Annotated in this window: 23 protein-coding genes; 2 read left to right on the plus strand and 21 right to left on the minus strand. The window is 53.3% G+C overall.

The features are described 5' to 3' along the window. Positions 1–52: 52 nt before the first annotated feature. The 7 genes from ndh to hinT form a co-directional block, all read right to left on the minus strand. On the minus strand, positions 53–1,357 hold the full coding sequence (gene ndh, locus NA197_RS02790; RefSeq protein ID WP_000211053.1) for an NADH-quinone dehydrogenase: 1,305 nt from the start codon (positions 1,355–1,357) through the stop codon (positions 53–55). A 253-nt stretch (positions 1,358–1,610) separates the two neighbouring features. Then, a complete protein-coding gene (gene ycfP / locus NA197_RS02795) occupies positions 1,611–2,153 on the minus strand; it encodes an alpha/beta hydrolase YcfP (RefSeq protein ID WP_000587943.1) in 543 nt (180 codons plus the stop codon). A 24-nt stretch (positions 2,154–2,177) separates the two neighbouring features. Continuing rightward, positions 2,178–3,203 carry a beta-N-acetylhexosaminidase gene (gene nagZ, locus NA197_RS02800; protein ID WP_000529339.1) on the minus strand — a complete coding sequence of 342 codons (1,026 nt, stop codon included), beginning with the start codon at positions 3,201–3,203 and terminating at the stop codon, positions 2,178–2,180. Between the two features lie 10 nt (positions 3,204–3,213). Further along, positions 3,214–4,038, minus strand: coding sequence for a thiamine kinase (gene thiK / locus NA197_RS02805; protein WP_001257334.1), 825 nt, complete (start codon positions 4,036–4,038; stop codon positions 3,214–3,216). Continuing rightward, positions 4,019–4,657: a penicillin-binding protein activator LpoB gene (gene lpoB, locus NA197_RS02810; protein ID WP_000164359.1), complete on the minus strand. Its 639-nt coding sequence runs from the start codon at positions 4,655–4,657 to the stop codon at positions 4,019–4,021. Before lpoB ends, thiK begins: the two co-directional genes overlap by 20 nt. A 13-nt stretch (positions 4,658–4,670) precedes the next feature. After that, a complete protein-coding gene (locus NA197_RS02815) occupies positions 4,671–5,045 on the minus strand; it encodes a YcfL family protein (RefSeq protein WP_000589565.1) in 375 nt (124 codons plus the stop codon). Positions 5,046–5,047: 2 nt separating this feature from the next. After that, a complete protein-coding gene (gene hinT / locus NA197_RS02820) occupies positions 5,048–5,407 on the minus strand; it encodes a purine nucleoside phosphoramidase (RefSeq protein WP_001532068.1) in 360 nt (119 codons plus the stop codon). Positions 5,408–5,748: 341 nt separating this feature from the next. Here hinT and fhuE point away from each other — a divergent pair, with 341 nt between their 5' ends. Then, the gene (gene fhuE / locus NA197_RS02825) at positions 5,749–7,923 is read left to right on the plus strand and encodes a ferric-rhodotorulic acid/ferric-coprogen receptor FhuE (RefSeq protein WP_064043272.1); all 2,175 of its coding nucleotides are present in this window, start codon (positions 5,749–5,751) and stop codon (positions 7,921–7,923) included. 84 nt (positions 7,924–8,007) lie between these two features. Here fhuE and ptsG read toward each other — a convergent pair whose 3' ends face one another. From ptsG to yceD, 14 genes are all read right to left on the minus strand, one after another. Then, positions 8,008–9,441, minus strand: coding sequence for a PTS glucose transporter subunit IIBC (ptsG, locus tag NA197_RS02830; RefSeq protein WP_000475708.1), 1,434 nt, complete (start codon positions 9,439–9,441; stop codon positions 8,008–8,010). 294 nt (positions 9,442–9,735) lie between these two features. Continuing rightward, a complete protein-coding gene (locus tag NA197_RS02835; RefSeq protein ID WP_000480274.1) occupies positions 9,736–10,533 on the minus strand; it encodes a metal-dependent hydrolase in 798 nt (265 codons plus the stop codon). Between the two features lie 10 nt (positions 10,534–10,543). After that, positions 10,544–11,548, minus strand: coding sequence for a DNA polymerase III subunit delta' (gene holB / locus NA197_RS02840; protein ID WP_000872450.1), 1,005 nt, complete (start codon positions 11,546–11,548; stop codon positions 10,544–10,546). Then, the gene (tmk, locus tag NA197_RS02845; RefSeq protein ID WP_000535396.1) at positions 11,545–12,186 is read right to left on the minus strand and encodes a dTMP kinase; all 642 of its coding nucleotides are present in this window, start codon (positions 12,184–12,186) and stop codon (positions 11,545–11,547) included. The genes holB and tmk overlap by 4 nt, the downstream gene beginning before the upstream one ends. Further along, positions 12,176–13,198, minus strand: coding sequence for a cell division protein YceG (gene yceG / locus NA197_RS02850; RefSeq protein WP_000736459.1), 1,023 nt, complete (start codon positions 13,196–13,198; stop codon positions 12,176–12,178). The genes tmk and yceG overlap by 11 nt, the downstream gene beginning before the upstream one ends. Before the next feature lie 2 nt (positions 13,199–13,200). After that, entirely contained in the window at positions 13,201–14,010 is an 810-nt protein-coding gene (gene pabC / locus NA197_RS02855) for an aminodeoxychorismate lyase (protein ID WP_000478653.1), read from the minus strand. Between the two features lie 123 nt (positions 14,011–14,133). Further along, positions 14,134–15,375: a beta-ketoacyl-ACP synthase II gene (gene fabF, locus NA197_RS02860; protein ID WP_000044664.1), complete on the minus strand. Its 1,242-nt coding sequence runs from the start codon at positions 15,373–15,375 to the stop codon at positions 14,134–14,136. A gap of 85 nt (positions 15,376–15,460) precedes the next feature. Continuing rightward, a complete protein-coding gene (acpP, locus tag NA197_RS02865) occupies positions 15,461–15,697 on the minus strand; it encodes an acyl carrier protein (protein ID WP_000103754.1) in 237 nt (78 codons plus the stop codon). A gap of 155 nt (positions 15,698–15,852) precedes the next feature. Then, entirely contained in the window at positions 15,853–16,587 is a 735-nt protein-coding gene (gene fabG, locus NA197_RS02870) for a 3-oxoacyl-ACP reductase FabG (RefSeq protein ID WP_000007236.1), read from the minus strand. Positions 16,588–16,599: 12 nt separating this feature from the next. Then, complete coding sequence (gene fabD / locus NA197_RS02875) at positions 16,600–17,529, minus strand: ACP S-malonyltransferase (RefSeq protein ID WP_064043273.1); 930 nt, start codon at positions 17,527–17,529, stop codon at positions 16,600–16,602. Positions 17,530–17,544: 15 nt separating this feature from the next. Continuing rightward, positions 17,545–18,498, minus strand: coding sequence for a beta-ketoacyl-ACP synthase III (fabH, locus tag NA197_RS02880; RefSeq protein WP_000288148.1), 954 nt, complete (start codon positions 18,496–18,498; stop codon positions 17,545–17,547). 79 nt (positions 18,499–18,577) lie between these two features. After that, positions 18,578–19,657 carry a phosphate acyltransferase PlsX gene (gene plsX, locus NA197_RS02885; RefSeq protein ID WP_001518286.1) on the minus strand — a complete coding sequence of 360 codons (1,080 nt, stop codon included), beginning with the start codon at positions 19,655–19,657 and terminating at the stop codon, positions 18,578–18,580. A 133-nt stretch (positions 19,658–19,790) separates the two neighbouring features. After that, complete coding sequence (gene rpmF, locus NA197_RS02890) at positions 19,791–19,964, minus strand: 50S ribosomal protein L32 (RefSeq protein WP_000290727.1); 174 nt, start codon at positions 19,962–19,964, stop codon at positions 19,791–19,793. 51 nt (positions 19,965–20,015) lie between these two features. Beyond that, entirely contained in the window at positions 20,016–20,537 is a 522-nt protein-coding gene (yceD, locus tag NA197_RS02895; protein ID WP_001174492.1) for a 23S rRNA accumulation protein YceD, read from the minus strand. Between the two features lie 197 nt (positions 20,538–20,734). Between yceD and NA197_RS02900 the strand changes: the two genes are divergently transcribed. Then, the gene (locus NA197_RS02900) at positions 20,735–21,319 is read left to right on the plus strand and encodes a Maf family protein (protein ID WP_001137603.1); all 585 of its coding nucleotides are present in this window, start codon (positions 20,735–20,737) and stop codon (positions 21,317–21,319) included. Positions 21,320–21,342: the final 23 nt, after the last annotated feature.

Consider the following 21,342-nt stretch of genomic DNA (forward strand, 5'->3'; position numbering starts at 1 on the left):
GAGTGATGTAGAAGCGCTCACCGGCGCGAGCAGCCGGTGAGGCGCAGAGAAATTAATGCAGTTTCAGGCGCGGACGAATGACGCGGTTAATACTGCCCACCAACATCATCAGGCCGGTTTTAAAGTATCCATGCAGCGCTATCTGGTGCATACGGTATAGCGAGATATACACGAAGCGGGCGATACGTCCTTCAATCATCATTGAACCGCGGGTCAGGTTCCCCATCAGACTACCCACGGTAGAGAAGTTGGACAGAGAGACCAGCGAACCATGATCTTTATACTGGTAAGCTTTCAGCGGTTTGCCATTCATCTGCGCCAGAATGTTATTCATCGCGCAGGTAGCCATCTGATGCGCCGCCTGAGCGCGAGGCGGCACAAAACCTCCCTCCGGACGTGCGCAGGAAGCGCAGTCGCCAATCGCATAAATATCAGGATCGCGCGTGGTTTGCAGCGTCGGTTCCACCACCAGTTGGTTAATGCGGTTCGTTTCCAGACCACCAATCTCTTTCATAAAATCTGGCGCTTTGATACCCGCCGCCCACACCATCAGATCGGCCTGAATATATTCACCTTCTTTCGTATGCAGACCGCCTTCGTCGGCGCTGGTGACCATAGTTTGCGTCAGCACGCGAACGCCCAGTTTGGTCAGTTCATTATGCGCGGCGCTGGAGATACGCGGCGGCAACGCAGGCAGAATACGCTCGCCAGCCTCAACCAACGTCACGTTCAGCGCGTCGTTGGTCAGCCCCTTATAACCATAGCTATGCAGCTGTTTTACCGCATTATGCAGTTCAGCCGACAGCTCAACCCCCGTCGCACCGCCGCCAACGATGGCGATATTGACCTTACCGTTCGCGCCCAGGTTAGCCGAATACTTGAGGAACAAGTTCAGCATCTCCTGGTGAAAACGGCGCGCCTGATGCGGGTTATCGAGGAAGATACAGTGCTCTTTCACGCCCGGCGTGTTGAAATCATTAGAGGTGCTGCCCAGCGCCATCACCAGCGTGTCATACGCGATTTTGCGCTCCGGCACCAGCAGTTCGCCCTTTTCATCACGTAACTCGGCAATAGTGATGGTTTTCGCTTCGCGATCGATATCCATCACCGACCCCAGTTGGAACTGGAAACCATGATTGCGCGCATGGGCCAGATAGCTCAGCGCATCCACGCCTTCGTCCAGAGAGCCAGTCGCCACTTCGTGCAGCAATGGTTTCCACAGATGGCTGTGATTTCTGTCTACCAGCGTGATTTTCGCTTTTTTCTTGCGCCCCAGTTTATGGCCTAACTGCGTCGCCATTTCCAGCCCGCCAGCGCCGCCGCCGACAATCACGATCTTTTTTAATGGTGTAGTCAACGTGACCCCCTTAAATTTATTAACCAATTGTTAATTAAAAGTTATTAACATAGCCTTTAATTAACAACAAGTTACGTTAATGAGAATAAGCTTCTGATATGAGAATAGCATGAACGGTGCATTGGTCATACCAAAATTGATGTGCATCAAGTTTTCATGCTGAAAAGATAGACAGTTTGCGAGAATTGAGCATAAAAAAACCAGCCGCAAGGCTGGTTATCCGGTCACTGATAACGCCATATTGCCGGGGGCGTTACCCCAGCGTTTTAAACGCTTTGATACGTTGCAAATGCGGCGAAATATTTTTGAATTTGTGAGTCTGTTCCTCATCCCACACAATTTCATAAAACGGGTGAAGCGCTTGCGCTGAGCGTTGGCTGTCCAGCGCTTCGTCATGACGCGAGAGGATCACCAGACAACGATCGCGATTTTTTTCGCGAAAGTTGGTCACGCACTTTGTAGCGATGTCCGCATATTCTTCCGGGCGATCGATTTTCCCCTCCATGTTTTCATAGGGGAACAGGTTCGGGTTAAAAACCACCTGACGGATATCGCACAAAAAGCCAATCCGCTCCGCCCAGTAACCGCCCAGCCCCACGCCACAGATTAAAGGGCGCTCGTCCACATTCAACTGCAACATTTTGTCCACTTCTTTCAGCAGATGCTGCATATCGTGCTTAGGATGCCGCGTACTGTAGCTTACCAGCCGAACATCCGGGTCGATAAACTGTAATTGCAACACTTTTTCATGGTTGCCCGGACTATTTGAATCAAAACCGTGTAAATAAATAATCATCTGGCACCCTCACGAAAACTCGAGTTAATGACCTGCTTTTTCTTCCTGCCAGCGTTCATGTAACTGGTTGAGCTGGGCGCTGGCTGTTTTCCAGCGTGCTGAGTCCATGAGCTCCCGGCGTGAAAATGAACCTTTATGATACAAACGTGTAACACGTTCTGCTTTGATCGGCGACAGATTATCCAGCACGCTGACTGCGCCTTTACGATTATTGCAGACCAGAATCATATCGCAACCCGCATCCAGCGACGCCTGAGCGCGCTCAGCATAGCTGCCCATAATCGCCGCGCCCTCCATCGACAGATCGTCGGAGAAAATGACGCCGTCAAAGCCTAACTCCTGACGCAGCACCGTTTTCAGCCAGTACGGCGAACCGCTTGCCGGGCGTGGATCGATAGCGCGGTAGATTACGTGGGCAGGCATAATCGCATCCAGTTTATTCTCACTAATCAGCGCGCGGAACACCGACATATCTTTGCCACGGATGTCCGTTTCAGGACGTGGATCGCACGGCGTCTCTTTGTGGGAGTCCGCCGTGACCGCGCCGTGGCCGGGGAAATGCTTACCGGTCGTTTTCATCCCGGCGTCATGCATACCGTCAATAAAGCGTGTTGCCATTGCCAACGCTTTTGCGGGATCGGCATGATAAGAACGCTCGCCAATTGCCGCGCTGATATGCCCGACATCCAGCACTGGCGCAAAACTGATATCAATATCCATCGCGATCATTTCGCTGGCCATCAGCCACCCTGCCTCCTGCGCCAGTCGCCCCCCCTCTTCCAGCCCATGCAGCGCAAAAAAAGATTGCGCCGCGGGCAGGCGGGTAAACCCTTCACGGAAACGCTGTACGCGCCCGCCTTCCTGATCGACGGCCACCACCAGATGGTTACGCGATGCCGCCCGAATCTGGCGCACTAATTCGCGCAACTGTTCCGGGTCATGGTAATTACGCGTGAACAGAATAAGCCCGCCAACCAGCGGATGCGCCAGTATCTCGCGCTCCTCCGCATCCAGCTCACATCCTTCGACATTCAACATTACTGGGCCCACACTGCTCTCCTTATCCTTTCATACGTAGCTGGCGCCAGGTTTCATCGGCCAGCCTGATAAATTGTTGCTCGCCGGTTTGTCGCCAGCGGTATTCGAACCACCCTGCTTTTAGCATAATGACCCAGGGGTGCCATAATCGTATCTGTCGCCATAGCTGCCGGGCGTCGATTCGCGCGCACGCGGCATAAGCGTTTGCCAGTTGTCGGTGCTGGCGTTCATCCTCAACCCATACTGCCGCCAGCTCCAACGCAATATCGCCGTCACCGGCATACTCCCAGTCAATCAGTCTCAACCCGGCGGACGTTAATACTATATTGTCGCCATGGACATCCATATGCAAAGGCGCGAGCCGCAGCGGGCGAGGTTCACCGTTTTTTTGCAACTGTTTGAGCCGCCGCAACCAAAACGGCGTACGCCTTGCCGGATCGCAACACGACCAGTACTGCGCCAATAGTGGCGATAGCGCAATACGCCAGCCAAAACGCGGCTGTTGATGCAAATGATACAGTAAGGCCGCCAGTTCGTCGGCATCTGGCAGAGCGGAATTTACCACACCATGCAGATATTCTACCGCCATCCAGCCTGGCGTATAAAAAAGCGCTCGCGGCGCAAGACTGGCCGGCAATTGGGATAAGGCGCGGTAATGACGTAAAAAATGGGCTGGTGGAGCGTCGGGGTCGTGATGACGGCGCAGCACGACACGGTGAGTATCGTGAGCAATAATACAGCTCCCGCCGCTTAGCCCCTGCGATGCGGCGACGGCGGGACGATACTGGGGAAAATAGCGCGACAGGATCTCGTCGCGCGTTAAGGGATTATTGTTGTTGGACCGCACCTTTACCTGACCAGATTATCTCGCCAGTTTGCACCAGCATTAACTGCATCTGTAATGCAGGCGCGTTAACGTTACCGGATGCGCTGGAGTAAAGTACATATTGCGCCCCGACATTGCGCGCAATGCCAATAGCTTTACTGCGCGTTCCCAGGCTATCCTGCGGAGACAATCCTAACTGCTGTTTTGCCATCGAGAGTTGCTGTACGGAGACCAGCGTAAATTTACCGTTGTTCGCCAGCGCATTACGTAACGTTTCCGTTGCCTCGTTCGCATTTAACGACCCATTCGTCCGGTTATTCACGCTGTCGACAAGCAATACGCTTCCGGCCGTCACGCCATCAGCCTGCAACATTTTGCTGACCAGCGGTTGCATCGCGCCGTTCCAGTCATAGTGGCGCACCTTAGGCGCTGGCTGGCCCGTTTGATCTTCATGTTCGATCGGCCCCGGTTGCTGTGGAATGGTTGGCACAGACGGCACAACAGGAGGCTGTGGTGGCTGCGCGGGTTGTTCTGGCGCTGGTTTTACCTCTTCAACTGGCGCAGGTTGACGTTGCGCCATACACCCGGAGAGAAATATCGCCAGCGCAGCGATGGCGGCGTAGCGATGCATTTTTGTCATCAAAATTCACTCCTCACAAATAAAGATAAAGCCTGACCTTATGCGCCCCCAGATAATTGGCGCTGCCAAATAGCGTTACCGACGAACGCGCGGGTATGGTTACGCTACGCGGCGCCTCCAGCGGATGCATCTCCAGCCCCCGCGCGTCATACCAGTAAAACCGATAATGAACGGTTATGGGCTCTTGCCTTTCGTTATAGACGCGGGAAGAGGCTGATGGCTGGATATCAGACGCCGTCAGCTCAGGCTGCTCTGCGGTGACGCCCGCCGCCAGAACCGTGGACTCCATCACCAGCGACTGCGCGTCGCTTACCGGAATTTCAGGGTGTGACCGGCAGCCGGTAAGCAGCAGCAAGCCCAGAGAAACCGCGATGCATCCTTTGATCATACTTACAAGCCTTTATGCGCCAGCATCGGGCCTAGCGGGCGGCCGCCCAGTAGGTGCATATGGATATGATAAACTTCCTGACCCCCATGACGGTTGGTATTCATGATTAAACGATACCCATCTTCGGCAATGCCTTCCTGTTCGGCGATTTTCGCCGCCACGGTGATCATCCGACCTAACGCCTGTTCATGTTCCGCCGTCACGTCATTGACGGTTGGGATCAGGATATTGGGAATAATCAAGATATGCGTCGGCGCCTGCGGTGAAATATCACGAAAGGCGGTGACCAGCTCATCCTGATAAACGATATCCGAAGGGATTTCACGACGAATAATTTTGCTGAATATAGTTTCTTCTGCCACGACGTTTTCCTTTTTCATAATAGCCCTTGCAGCGCACATGCTACGCCGAGCCATACTGCGAGTATAGAGTATGAGCGAGTTACCGACGCTCTTTCAACTTTAACCCACGATTTATTAAGCGAAAAATGACTACATGCTGGACTTACCGCCATATCCCCCTGCCATGACGCCTTTGTACGCTTAAAAAATATTTCTAGTTTCCCTGTTTATACCGTTTTACACATTTAATACAAATGCGTATATTTCTCATTTGCATTTTTATGCGCATTAACTAGCAAAGAATGAAAAGGTTCAACGTCATACGTCCTGAACTTACCCCAATAACAAGCAAGGATTTTCAGATGTCTTTCATTCAATACCGCCGGGACAAACACCTTCCGTCCACCGCCGCACCGTCGCTGTTAGCTATGGGTATGGCGATGGCATTTATGCCTGCCGCCTTCGCGGCTGAGGATACCGTTATTGTCGAGGGCGCGACGACCGCTGACGCCGTAAACCGTGAAGAACAGGATTACAGCGTGAAAACGACCGCTGCGGGCACCAAAATGCCGATGACTCAGCGCGATATCCCGCAGTCGGTCAGTATTGTCAGCCAACAGCGGATGGAAGACCAGCAGTTGCAAACCCTGGGCGAGGTGATGACCAATACGCTGGGGATCAGCGGAAGCCAGGCTGACTCCGATCGCATCAGCTATTACTCGCGCGGGTTTGAAATTGACAACTATATGGTTGACGGTATTCCAACGTATTTTGAGTCCCGCTGGAATCTGGGCGATGCGCTAACGGATACCGCGCTGTATGAGCGCGTGGAGGTGGTTCGCGGCGCGAATGGGCTGATGACCGGAACCGGCAATCCTTCTGCCTCAATTAATATGATCCGTAAACACGCCACCAGTCGGGAGTTCAAAGGTAACGTCTCCACAGAATACGGTAGCTGGAATAAGCAGCGTTACGTCATGGATCTGCAAAGTCCGCTCACCGCAGACGGTAATGTCCGTGGGCGCATCGTGGCGGGTTATCAGAATAATGATTCCTGGCTGGACCGCTATAACAGTGAGAAAGCGTTCTTTTCCGGAATTGTCGATGCCGATCTGGGTGCAACCACTGACCTTTCAGCCGGTTATGAATATCAAAAAATTGATGTCAACAGCCCAACCTGGGGCGGTCTGCCGCGCTGGAACACCGATGGCAGCAAAAATAGCTATGACCGCGCGCGTAGTACCGCCCCGGACTGGGCTTATAACAACAAAGAGATAAATAAATTCTTCGTCACGCTTAAACAGCGTTTTGCCGAAAGCTGGCAGGCGACTCTGAATGCGACCCATACTGAGGTCAAATTCGACAGTAAAATGATGTATATCGATGCGTTAGTCGATAAAGAGACAGGTACGCTGGTGAGTCCTTATGGCGCAAGCTACCCCGTGGTCGGCGGTACTGGCTGGAACAGCGGCAAGCGCAAAGTAGATGCCATAGATCTCTTTGCCGATGGCGCTTATGAGCTGTTTGGCCGTCAGCACAATATGATGTTTGGCGGCAGTTATAGTAAGCAGAATAACCGCTATTTTAGCGCCTGGGCGAACGTCTTTCCGGACGACATTGGCAACTTCAGCGCCTTTAACGGTAATTTCCCCCAAACCCACTGGGCGCCACAAAATCTGGCGCAGGACGATACCACGCATATGAAATCGCTGTATGCCGCTACGCGCATTTCGTTGGCTGACCCGCTGCATCTGATTCTTGGCGCTCGTTATACCAACTGGCGTGTTGATACACTGACCTACAGCATGGAGAAAAACCATACCACGCCGTATGCCGGGCTGATTTATGATATCAACGACAACTGGTCCGCTTATGCCAGTTATACCTCTATCTTTCAGCCGCAGAATAAACGCGACAAAGCGGGTCAATATCTGGCTCCGATTACCGGTAATAACTATGAAGCGGGCCTGAAGTCCGACTGGATGAACAGTCGCCTCACCACCACGTTGTCCGTGTTCCGCATTGAGCAGAATAACGTCGCTCAGGCAACCACTATTCCCATCCCTGGCAGTAATGGGGAGTTTGCCTGGAAGTCTACTGACGGAACGGTGAGCAAAGGCGTCGAATTTGAAGTAAACGGCGCAATTACCGATAACTGGCAGATGACTTTCGGGGCTACCCGGTATGTTGCCGAGGACAATGAAGGTAACGCCGTGAACCCTAATCTTCCGCGCACCAGCGTGAAGTTATTCACCCGCTATCGTCTGCCAGCGATACCGGAGCTGACGGTCGGCGGCGGCGTGAACTGGCAGAATCGGGTTTACAAAGATACCACGACGCCGTACGGCACTTTCCGCGCCGAACAGGGCAGCTATGCGCTGGTCGATCTGTTTACCCGTTATCAGGTGACGAAAAATTTCTCCGTACAGGGAAACATCAACAACCTGTTCGATAAAACCTACGACACCAATATTGATGGTTCCATTGTTTACGGCGCGCCGCGTAACGTCAGCCTCACCGCCAATTATCAGTTCTGACAGACTGTCGGAGAGCGGCATGTAAAGCGCCATTAAAAAAGGCAGCCGAATGGCTGCCTTAATTCTCCCCAACATCATTACTGCTTAGCTGTTACGGATGTACTCATCCATTTCCGTTTTCAGGTTATCGGATTTCGTACCGAAAATAGCCTGAACGCCGGAACCCGCGACGACAACGCCTGCCGCGCCCAGTTTCTTCAGGCCAGCCTGATCCACTTTCGCTACATCGGCTACGCTCACGCGCAGACGCGTGATACAGGCATCCAGGTTAGTAATGTTCTCTTTACCGCCAAACGCCGCAACCAAAGCCGGCGCCATTTCGCTGGTCGCGCCCGCTTTTGCGTCATCAGTAGTGTCTTCACGACCCGGCGTTTTCAGATCCAGCGCTTTGATCAGCACGCGGAACACGGTGTAGTACACAATCGCATAACCGGCGCCAACAATCGGGAACAGCCACAATTTGCTGCTGTTACCGGACAGCACGATAAAGTCGATCAGACCGTGGGAGAACGACGTACCGTCACGCATCCCCAGCAGGATACAGATCGGGAATGCCAGACCTGCCAGAATCGCGTGAATAATGTACAGGATCGGCGCCACGAACATGAAGGAGAACTCGATAGGCTCGGTAATACCCGTCAAAAACGAGGTCAGCGCGGCGGAAATCATGATACCGCCCACTTTTGCGCGGTTTTCCGGTTTAGCAGAGTGCCAGATAGCAATGGCCGCAGCCGGCAGACCGTACATTTTGAACAGGAAGCCGCCAGACAACATACCCGCCGTCGGGTCGCCCGCCATATAGCGCGGAATGTCGCCGTGGAATACCTGACCCGCGGCGTTGGTGTATTCGCCGATCTGCATCTGGAAAGGAACGTTCCAGATATGATGCAGACCAAACGGCACCAGGCAACGCTCGATAAAACCGTAAATACCAAACGCGACAACCGGGTTCTGATAAGCAGCCCACTGCGAGAACGCCTGGATAGCCGTACCGACTGGCGGCCATACGAAAGACAGCACCACACCGGTAAAAATAGCGGCCAGACCCGAAATGATCGGCACGAAGCGTTTGCCCGCAAAGAAGCCCAGATACTCAGGCAATTTGATACGGTAGAAGCGGTTAAACATATACGCTGCGATCGCACCGGAGATAATCCCCCCGAGAACACCCGTATCAGCAAGGTGTTTAGCGGCGATCTCTTCAGCAGGTAAATGCAGAACCAGCGGCGCAACCACAGCCATGGTTTTCACCATGATGCCATACGCTACTACCGCCGCCAGAGCCGAAACGCCGTCGTTGTTGGTGAAGCCCAACGCCACGCCGATAGCGAAAATCAGCGGCATATTGGCAAAAACAGATCCGCCCGCTTCTGCCATAACGTGCGATACAACGGCTGGCAGCCAGCTGAAGTTAGCGGAACCGACACCCAGCAGGATACCTGCGATAGGGAGTACGGATACCGGCAGCATCAGCGATTTACCGACCTTTTGCAGGTTAGCAAATGCATTCTTAAACATAATTGAGAGTGCTCCTGAGTATTTGTGCTTTTCTACGTTCTCACGCATTGGCGAGGGGGGAGAACCCCGCCGTGGACAGGACATCTAAGTGCCCTTTTATTTATTACACAGAGTAAAATAAATACGTCTGATTTTGTTTGACGGCTATCACGTTTCAGCGCCAGATAGCCTAAAAAGTATCACATTCTGCCAAAATGAGTTTCCGAATGTTTCCATAAGCTCGCTCACCGCCCCTTTTGTGGCGGTGAACTTTACGCGTTTTGCTTATTAATTACGAGCTTTAAAAAAACTCGTTTAACGGATTGATGACAGGCGAGACGCGTCAATATGGAACAGGCGCGCAAAGTTATCGGTGGTGATCTGCGCCAATTCCTCAACGGCAACCCCTTTCAATACCGCCATATATTCTGCGACGTCGCGTACCATCGCAGGCTGGTTCTCTTTACCGCGATGCGGCACCGGCGCCAGATAAGGAGAATCGGTCTCGACTAATAACCGATCCAGCGGCACATAGCGCGCCGCATCGCGCAACTGCTCAGCGTTACGGAACGTTACGATGCCGGAAAAAGAGATATAAAACCCCAGATCCAACAATTTGCCGGCCGTTTCTCTGTCTTCTGTAAAACAGTGTAGTACGCCGCCGCAATCCGTCACTTTTTCTTCGCGCAGGATAGCCAGCGTATCGGCGCGCGCGTCGCGAGTATGGACAATCACCGGTTTATGCAATTCGCGGCCAATCTGGATATGATGAATAAAAGACGCCTGCTGGCGGATTTTGGTCTCAGGCGTGTAAAAGTAATCAAGCCCGGTCTCGCCCATCGCCACCACATCGTCTTCTGCAGCAAGGAGGCGCAGTTCTTCTACGTCATATACTTCATCCTGATTTAAAGGATGCACGCCGCAGGAAAAGACCACATTATCGCGCTTGCCCACCAGCTCGCGCATATGGCGATACCCCGGCAGCGTCGTCGCCACCGCTAAACAGAACTTCACATCGCGCGCGGCGGCTTTCGCCAGCACATCGTCCACGTCCTTATGCAAAGATTGATAATCCAGACCATCAAGATGGCAGTGCGAGTCGACTAAAAACATAATGTCTCTCTCAAAGATGAGGAACAGGCAACAAGGTGCCTGGTTGCAGGTAATGCTCGATGCGGAGAATGAGATCGGTTAATACCAGTTCGCGGTTTAATCCGGTCACATGAAGTAATTGATCACGACAATGACAAACATCGTTCAGGATTGCCTGAATACGCGCCGGGGATAGCGGCCCCGCCAGCGCGGCAACAACCGCGTCCGCATCAACGTTTGTCAGGTACGACGCGCCGTGCTGACGTTTCAGCGCGTCTACCAGCAGCGTCGCCAGCCAATGCAGGCGCGCCGGGGCTTGCTCATGATTGAGCGCCGTTAATAACGCATACCAGTCGCCCGTATGTAAACTGTCCATCAACGCCTGACACAGCGCCTCACGCTGCGCCCAACGTTCAGACTGCAACAGCGCCAGCGCGGCGCCGGGCGACCCCGCATTCAGGCGTAGCGCCGTGAGCAATGCTTCTTGTGACGCTGTCACTTCTCGCGACAACCATGACATCGCATACGATTCGGACGGCGGCGCCAGATGATGCAGCCGGCAGCGGCTGCGTAATGTCGCCAACAGACGAGCAGGCTCCGGGCTGGCAAGGAAAAACCAGGTTTGCTCCGGCGGCTCTTCCAGCGTTTTGAGCAACGCATTGGCAGCGGCGTCGGTTAATAGCGCCGCATCCGCAATCCACACCACCTTCGCACCGCCCAGACGGGAGTGCTCGTACAATTTCTCGCTGACCTCGCGTACCGCATCTACGCCGAGGCTGCTTTTGCCTTTATCCGGCGTCAGCGTGTAATAGTCCGGATGCGTGCCAGCCTGCATAAGCTGACAGCCACGGCAATGCCCACAGCTTTTGTGGCCCTCAGGCTGCTGGCATAACAGATAACGGCTCAGCGCATAGCACAGCGCCTCGTCGCCCATGCCAGGTAAGGCCTGAATCAGTAGCGCATGGTGCCCACGTCCCGCCTGGTAACTTTCTACCAGTTTTTCATAGGCGGGCCGTAACCATGGATACCATTTCATGCCGCTTGCTCCTGCACCCACTTCGTCACCGTGGCGCGAATGTCGCGCATGACGGCATCCAGCGGCTGGGTCGCGTCAATGGTGCGGATACGCGAGTCTTGCGCCGCCAGTTCCAGATAGCGCGCGCGAGTCCGGTTAAAGAAATCAAAAGATTCCTGCTCAATGCGATCCAAATCGCCGCGCGCTCTGGCGCGTTTTAGCCCGACTTCCGGCGTGACATCCAGATACAGCGTCAGGTCAGGGCGAAAATCGCCCAGCACGGCATCGCGTAGTGTCGCCAGCATAGTTTGATCAATGCCGCGTCCTCCCCCCTGATACGCCTGGGTCGAGAGATCGTGGCGATCGCCGATCACCCATATGCCTTGCGCCAGCGCGGGTTTGATTACCGTTTCGACGAGCTGTACGCGAGCGGCATAAAACATCAGCACTTCCGCTTTATCGGTAATCACTTCGTCGCCTACCGATCGGATATCCAGCACCAGACTTCGTAGTTTTTCGGCAAGTTGCGTACCGCCCGGCTCACGGGTAAAAATCATGTTACGAATACCCAGCTGCTCAAGGGTCTCCACCACCACGTCGCGCGCAGTGGTTTTTCCGGCGCCTTCCAGGCCCTCGATGACGATATAATTACTGCCCATTTTTTTCCTTAAGCACTTTCAGGTACTCCTGCACTGACCGATTATGGCTGGCAAGATTGGTGTTAAATGTGTGACCGCCTTTACCGTCGGCCACAAAATAGAGATACGGCGTTTTCGCCGGATGCGCCGCCGCCTGCAATGACGCTTCGCTGGGCGATGCAATCGGCCCTGGCGGCAGCCCGGTTATGGTATACGTGTTATAAGCCGTCGGCTTTTCCAGATCCGCACGCGACAAGTTACCATTATAACTCGTCCCCATCCCGTAAATCACGGTGGGATCGGTCTGAAGGCGCATACCGATTCTCAGGCGATTAATAAAGACTGAGGCCACCTGATCGCGTTCGCTGGCGACAGCCGTCTCTTTTTCAATAATCGAGGCCATTGTCACCAGTTGGTTCTGATCTTTATAAGGCAGCCCCTCGGCCCGGCCTTTCCAGACAGTATCGACAGCTTTCACCATCTTTTGATGCGCTCGCTTGAGAATAGCGACATCGCTGGTGTTGGCGGTATACATCCAGGTATCAGGCCAGAACCACCCTTCTACCCATTCCGGGTGCGCAAGCTTTAATGCCTGAGCGACAGTGGCGTAGTCATCATCCGGCAATGTATGGCGAATATACGGCGCCTCTCGTAACTGTTTCAGGTAATCGCTAAGGCGCATCCCTTCCACAAACCGCAACGGGAATTGCGCTTCTTTGCCGCTCTCCAGCAACTCAAGCATTTCCCGTACGGTCATCCCCGGCGTAAAACGGTAAGTTCCCGCTTTAAAGTGCGATAACTCAGGCTCCACGCGCAGCAGCCACTGAAATACCCGGGGGCGATTAATGATTTTTTCATCATAAAGCTGGTCACCAAGCGCCAGCCGCCCCGTTCCCGCCTTGAGCGTAAAGATAGTCTCGTTTTTAATAAGTAATGTGCTGTTCGCCAGATGGCGAACTTTCCACATCCCCACGCCCGCGGCAATACCCAGCACAACCAACAGCAGAAGGAAAACGCCTGACAATTTTTTCATAACTAATTCGGATGCTCACAAAATGGGGCTAAAAATTGAAACAGTGTTCGCGAAGAATACGACGTCCCGTGATAGGCGCGTATGGGAATAATCGGCATTAGCGCGTTGCAGATGATAATCTCATCCGCCTGCCTGACTGCCTCCTCTCTCGCCTGTACTTCAAGAACCTGGAAAGGAGATTGCGCCAGTTGGCGTAAACAAAATTGTCGCATAATGCCGTTCACCCCGGCCTGATCCAGACGCGGCGTAAAAACAATGTCGCCTGTACGCCAGAACAAATTAGCCGCACAGCATTCCGTAACCCATCCCTCGCTGTCAAGAACCAGCGCCTCATCGGCGTCCGTCTGCTCAAGATGAGAGCGAATCAACACCTGTTCGAGGCGGTTCAGATGTTTTAATCCGGCAAGATAAGGATTGCGCCCAAGCGGTATGGGACTAAGGGTAAGAGTGATGCCTTGCTTACGCCACTGAGAATAATAAGCGGGATAAGCAGAAACGGAGAGGATTCGGGTAGCTGCCTGACAATTCATGGCGCTGTATCCCCGGCCGCCGCTGCCACGGCTAATGATCACTTTCAACACGCCTGAATCATGCCCTGTGGCCAACATTGTCATCTCTTGCCGAAGGGTCGCCCAATGGCTAAAAGCGATCCGTAATTTTTCACAGGCAACCTGCAAGCGCTGAAGATGCGCTTCCAGATGGCAAATGTTGCCATCAACAATACGTGCGGTCGTAAAACTGCCATCGCCGAACTGCGTCGCCCGGTCGCTTACAGCAAGTTGATCCTGCGCATGGCCATTAATTAAAAACATAGTGGCTCCTTATCCGTCGCCTGCTAGTGTGGCAGGATGAATAACGCAGAACAAGAGGTGATATGCCTGATAAAAAAGGCCCGACAAGCGGACCTTTTTATTAATGTCTGTCTCTGGCTTAACTTAGATCTTTTTAAAAATCAAGGAACCGTTAGTTCCGCCAAAGCCAAAGGAGTTACACAGAGCGTACTCCAGATCGCTGACCTGGCGCGCTTCATGCGGCACGAAGTCCAGATCGCAACCTTCATCCGGGTTATCCAGATTAATGGTTGGCGGAATGGCCTGATCGCGCAGCGCCAGAATAGAGAAAATAGACTCTACTGCGCCTGCGGCGCCCAACAGATGGCCGGTCATCGATTTGGTCGAGCTCACCATCACTCGGCTTGCAGCATCGCCAAAGACTGACTTAACTGCCTGCGTCTCAGCTTTGTCGCCGGCAGGCGTCGACGTGCCGTGCGCGTTGACGTAGCCAATCTGAGCAGGCTCAATCGCGGCATCACGCAACGCGTTAACCATCGCCAGCGCAGCGCCTGCGCCATTTTCCGGCGGCGACGTCATATGGTAAGCATCGCTGCTCATACCAAAGCCGACGATTTCAGCATAGATTTTCGCACCACGCGCTTTTGCATGTTCGTACTCTTCAAGCACCAACATACCGGCACCGTCGCCCAGTACAAAACCATCGCGTTCTTTATCCCACGGACGGCTCGCCGCCTGTGGGTTATCGTTGCGGGTCGACAGCGCGCGCGCTGCGCCAAAACCGCCTACGCCCAGCGGCGTACTGGCTTTTTCTGCGCCACCTGCCACCATCGCGTCCGCATCGCCATAGGCGATGATACGCGCGGCATGGCCGATGTTATGCACGCCTGAAGTACAGGCAGTCGCAATAGAGATGCTTGGCCCACGCAGGCCATACATGATAGTCAGATGGCCTGCTACCATGTTAACAATCGTCGACGGGACAAAGAACGGGCTAATCTTACGCGGTCCGCCTTTTACCAGCGAACTGTGGTTTTCTTCGATCAGACCGAGACCACCGATACCGGAGCCGATAGCGGCGCCAATACGGCTTGCGTTCTCTTCCGTCACTTCAAGGCCAGAATCCTGCATGGCCTGTACGCCAGCGACAATTCCATATTGAATGAAGGCATCCATCTTGCGCTGTTCTTTGCGCGAGATAATGTCATCACAGTTAAAATCCTTTACTAAGCCAGCAAATTTCGTTGCATAGGCGCTAGTATCGAAATGGTCGATCAGGCTGATGCCACTCTGACCGGCAAGGAGAGCTTTCCAGGTAGACTCTACGGTATTGCCGACAGGAGACAACATGCCCAGTCCGGTCACAACTACACGACGCTTAGACACGGTTGTCCTCCAGGGAGGGAAAATGATTCTAGTGGGACAAAAAGATAAAACTCAGGCGGTCGAACGACCGCCTGGAGATGTTCACTTACGCCTGGTGGCCGTTGATGTAATCAATGGCAGCCTGAACGGTGGTGATTTTCTCAGCTTCTTCGTCCGGAATCTCAGTATCAAACTCTTCTTCCAGAGCCATTACCAGCTCAACGGTGTCAAGAGAATCTGCGCCCAGGTCTTCAACGAAAGAAGCATTGTTGGTTACTTCTTCCTGCTTAACGCCCAGCTGTTCGCCGATAATTTTCTTAACGCGTTCTTCGATAGTGCTCATACTCTTAAATTTCCTATCAAAACTCGCTTTCGCGATGGTTTTCGTAGTGTATAAAATGTTGAAAAATTTGCAACTAAATCCCGGCAGGTCTTACCACGATTTTACGTTATTTTGCGGCCTTTCGCCCTAATAACGCAAATATTTTTCAATCGTGATTAAACCATGTACATTCCGCCGTTGACGTGCAGAGTCTCACCAGTGATGTAACTCGCTTCGTCAGAGGCTAAAAATGCAACCGCACTGGCGATTTCCTGAGCGCCGCCGAGGCGACCCGCAGGCACCTGCGCCAGGATACCCGCACGCTGATCGTCAGACAGCGCACGCGTCATGTCCGTTTCAATAAAACCCGGAGCCACAACATTGACAGTAATACCACGGGACGCAACTTCACGCGCCAGTGATTTACTGAAACCGATCAGGCCCGCTTTCGCCGCAGCGTAGTTTGCCTGACCTGCATTTCCCATGGTACCAACCACAGAACCAATAGTGATAATGCGACCACAACGCTTTTTCATCATAGCGCGCATTACCGCTTTTGACAGGCGGAAAACGGATGATAAGTTGGTTTCGATAATATCGTTCCACTCATCATCTTTCATTCGCATCAACAGATTATCACGAGTGATACCGGCATTATTAACCAGGATATCCACTTCACCAAATTCTGCGCGAATATTTTCCAGAACAGATTCAATAGATGCAGGATCGGTCACATTCAACATCAAACCTTTCCCGTTAGCACCTAAATAGTCGCTAATGTTCTTCGCACCATTTTCACTGGTCGCAGTCCCGATAACTTTCGCGCCGCGGGCAACGAGAGTCTCTGCAATTGCGCGGCCTATGCCACGGCTTGCACCAGTCACCAGCGCAATCTTTCCTTCAAAGCTCATGGTTTTCCTCTTTTATTGCGTAAGTGCCGCAGACAGCGCCGCCGGCTCGTTCAGCGCCGACGCTGTCAGGGTGTCGACAATACGTTTCGTCAGACCAGTGAGGACTTTACCTGGACCCACTTCATAAAGATGTTCAACGCCCTGCGCCGCGATAAATTCCACGCTCTTCGTCCACTGTACCGGATTGTACAACTGGCGAACCAGCGCATCGCGGATAGCGGCGGCATCGGTTTCACATTTCACGTCAACGTTGTTTACTACCGGCACCGTTGGCGCGCTAAAGGTAATTTTGGCTAATTCAACCGCCAGCTTATCTGCCGCTGGTTTCATCAGCGCACAGTGCGACGGCACGCTCACCGGCAGCGGCAGCGCGCGTTTCGCGCCAGCGGCTTTACAGGCTACGCCCGCGCGTTCTACCGCCTCTTTATGCCCGGCGATAACCACCTGTCCCGGCGAGTTAAAGTTAACCGGCGAAACAACCTGCCCTTCGGCAGATTCTTCACAGGCTTTAGCAATAGAGGCATCATCCAGCCCGATGATCGCAGACATGCCGCCAGTGCCTTCCGGAACCGCTTCCTGCATGAATTTACCACGCATTTCCACCAGACGAACGGCATCAGCAAAGTTGATGACGCCAGCGCAAACCAGCGCGGAATATTCGCCCAGGCTGTGACCTGCCATTAACGCAGGCATTTTACCGCCCTGCTGCTGCCAAACGCGCCAAAGCGCGACGGAAGCGGTTAATAACGCCGGCTGCGTCTGCCAGGTTTTATTCAGTTCTTCCGCTGGACCTTGCTGGGTGAGCGCCCACAGATCATATCCCAGAGCCGCAGAAGCTTCAGCAAACGTTTCTTCTACGATAGGGTAATTTGCCGCCATTTCGGCCAACATCCCAACGCTCTGAGAACCCTGACCGGGGAACACAAATGCAAATTGCGTCATGTTTAAATCCTTATACTAGAAACGAATCAGCGCGGAGCCCCAGGTGAATCCACCCCCGAAGGCTTCAAGCAATACCAGCTGACCGGCTTTAATTCGCCCGTCACGCACGGCTTCATCCAGCGCGCACGGCACAGAAGCCGCGGAGGTATTGCCGTGCCTGTCCAGCGTGACGACGACATTGTCCATCGACATGCCGAGTTTTTTCGCTGTCGCGCTAATGATACGCAGGTTAGCCTGATGCGGCACCAGCCAATCGAGTTCTGAGCGATCCAGGTTATTAGCCGCCAGCGTCTCATCGACAATATGCGCCAGTTCAGTGACCGCCACTTTAAAGACTTCATTACCCGCCATCGTCAGGTAAATCGGGTTATCCGGATTTACACGATCGGCATTCGGCAGGGTCAGTAATTCACCGTAACGGCCATCGGCATGAAGATGAGTGGAGATAATACCCGGTTCTTCAGAAGCGCTCAGTACGGCCGCGCCTGCGCCATCGCCGAAAATAATGATCGTACCGCGATCGCCAGGATCGCAAGTGCGGGCTAATACATCGGAACCGACCACCAGCGCGTGTTTAACCGCGCCGGATTTAACGTACTGGTCGGCGATGCTTAACGCGTAGGTGAAACCTGCGCACGCTGCCGCGACATCAAACGCCGGGCAACCTTTAATACCGAGCATACTTTGAATCTGACATGCCGCGCTTGGAAATGCATGCGTTGCTGATGTGGTAGCCACCACAATCAAGCCAATTTGGTCTTTATCGATCCCCGCCATCTCAATCGCGCGATTCGCAGCGGTAAAGCCCATCGTCGCGACAGTTTCATTCGGCGCGGCGATATGGCGTTCACGAATACCTGTACGAGTGACAATCCACTCGTCAGAGGTCTCAACCATTTTTTCCAGATCGGCGTTAGTCCGCACTTGTTCGGGCAGATAGCTGCCAGTACCAATAATCTTCGTATACATGTACGCTCAGTCACTTTTCGGTTATATACCGTTACCTGTAAACGTCTGGCACGCTGGCGGCGCCGGGGAGACAGCGATATTATCTGTGCGCCCGCAGGTTTACGCCTTTGCCATCGTCCAGCGGTTCAAATCCGGCTGGGTATACAGATTCCAGGCGAGCGGCAATTCGCTGAGGAACTTGTCGCTGCACCGCCTGCACTGCCTGTTCAATCGCGACTGCAAATGCTCGCTGATTGGCCGCACCATGACTTTTTATCACCGTGCCGCGCAATCCTAACAGACAGGCGCCATTATACTGGTCGGGGTTGAGGTGACTGAATCGCCTCGTCAGGCTTTTTTGTAACCAACGTTTTAATAACAGCAGCCACCACGACCGTTTTTTCCCCTCACCCTGTGATTTCAGCAGTGAAAGGAACATTCTGACAACCCCCTCCATCGTTTTAAGTGTGACATTGCCTGTAAAGCCGTCACACACCAGTACATCGGTTTTTCCCGTCAGTAACTCATTCGCCTCAAGGTAGCCGATGTAATTGATGGTTGGGACTGTTTTTAACATTAAAGAGGCTTCGCGAATACTGTCGAGGCCTTTGGTTTCTTCTTCCCCGATATTGAGTAGCGCCACGCGGGGATTTTTGATCCCGACGACCTCTTCCGCCAAAACGGCGCCCATCACGGCAAACTGCACCAGCATGGTACTGTCACAGTCGACGTTGGCCCCCAAATCAAGCACTACCGTTTTGCCCTTTTGCTGGTGCGGTAATACCGTCACCAACGCCGGACGCTCAATCCCCTCAAGAGGCTTGAGTAATAATTTCGCCAGCCCCATCAGCGCCCCGGTATTACCGGCGCTAACGCAAGCTTCGGCTCGGCCTTCTTTCACAAGCTCCAGGGCCACACGCATGGATGTCCCGCGACTGGCGCGGATCGCCTGCGAAGGCCGGGCATCACTGGCAATAACTGACTGTGCAGGGATAATCTGCAGACGCGAACGTTGTTCAAAGTCAGCTTTGGCAAGTAATGGCGTGATAATATCGGGATTCCCGACTAAAAGAAGAGTGAGCTGCGAATTAGCGTTCAGTGCCTGCAATGCTGCAGGCACCGTCACGGAAGGACCAAAATCGCCCCCCATGACATCTAACGCCAGGGTTAGACGTGTCAAGGTATCGTCGCTGCCTGGTTCGGTGTTCTCCGCTTACGCGGAGAAATCCTCACTAAGCTTTATCACGCTTGTACTCTTCGGCTTTTACACCACAGGCACGCCTGTGATGCAAAAGGCATCGAGTATCGCGCGATTACTTAGCGATGACCTTACGGCCGCGGTAGTAACCGTCGGCAGTGATGTGGTGACGCAGGTGTTTTTCACCAGAAGTTTTGTCTACAGACAGGCTGGTGACTGCGGTCAGAGCGTCATGGGAACGACGCATGCCACGTTTGGAACGGGTTGGTTTATTCTGTTGTACGGCCATGGACCTTACTCCTCAATTACGGTTTATCCCTGCGTCCGCGGGGAAGACCTATTACTTACGCTTTAAGCTGGCTAATACGGCAAATGGGTTTGGCTTTTGCGCTTCATCAGGCAGTTCGCCAAAGACCATGTCCGCCTCGGACACTTCACAGTGTTCAGAATCATGCACCGGAACTACCGGCAAGGCGAGGATGATTTCATCTTCAACCGTCGCCAGCAGATCGATTTCGCCGAATTCGTTTACCTCAATCGGCTCATACGCTTCCGGCAGTGCTTCAGCCTGCTCGTCGGAACGGACAGGGCTAAAACAATACGTTGTGTGAACCTGATGGGTAAACGGTTTCCCGCAACGCTGGCATTCGAGCGACACCGTAACGACCGCATCGCCGGTCAAAACGGCGAGACGCTGGTTATCGATAGCGAACGACATGGAGCATTCCACATCACTGTCCACACTGACTACAGATTCGGCAACGCGCTCAACCTGATCGGGGGTATAGATACCCTGGTAATCAAGGCGTTTTTGAGCGGTACGAACCGGATCAAGAGTCAGGGGTAATTTTACCTTTTGCATAGGGCGCGCATATTAACTTCGTAACGTCATATAGTCAAAGAAAAAGGCAGCCTGCGGTTGCCTTTTGCCAATAATTCGCACACATTGCGGGTTACAGACTTATTTTCGCTCAAGACGAGTCAGTATGACAGGCTTGAAGACCGAAGAGCATAGTTTAAGATGGCTCTCATCATTACGCTATATCTGAGGGAAAAAATATGCCCCGTCTCATCCTTGCGTCTACCTCTCCCTGGCGTCGCGCGCTGCTGGAAAAGCTGACGATTCCTTTCGAATGCGCCGCGCCGGATGTTGATGAAACCCCCATGCCGGGCGAAGCGCCGCGTCAGTTGGTGCTGCGGCTGGCGCAGGCGAAGGCGCAATCGCTCGCCGCGCGTTTCCCGAATCATTTGATTATTGGCTCCGACCAAATTTGTGTTCTGGACGGCGAAATCACCGGCAAACCGCTGACGGAAGAAAAAGCGCGTCAGCAATTAGCCAAAGCCAGCGGAAATATTGTGACGTTTTATACCGGACTGGCACTGTATAACTCCGCCTCCGGGCACTTACAAACCGAAGTGGAGCCTTTTGACGTTCATTTTCGCCATTTAAGCGAAGCGGAAATAGACGACTATGTCCGTAAAGAGCATCCGCTGCACTGCGCGGGAAGTTTTAAAAGCGAAGGTTTAGGCATTGCATTATTTGAGCGCTTAGAGGGCCGCGATCCGAACACGCTGATCGGCTTGCCGCTTATTGCCCTGTGCCAGATGCTGCGACGGGAAGAGATGAACCCGCTGAATGCCTGATTAATCTGCCTGATGGCGACGCG

It is taken from the genome of Salmonella sp. NW884 (assembly GCF_051700745.1).
Taxonomy (GTDB): domain Bacteria; phylum Pseudomonadota; class Gammaproteobacteria; order Enterobacterales; family Enterobacteriaceae; genus Salmonella; species Salmonella enterica.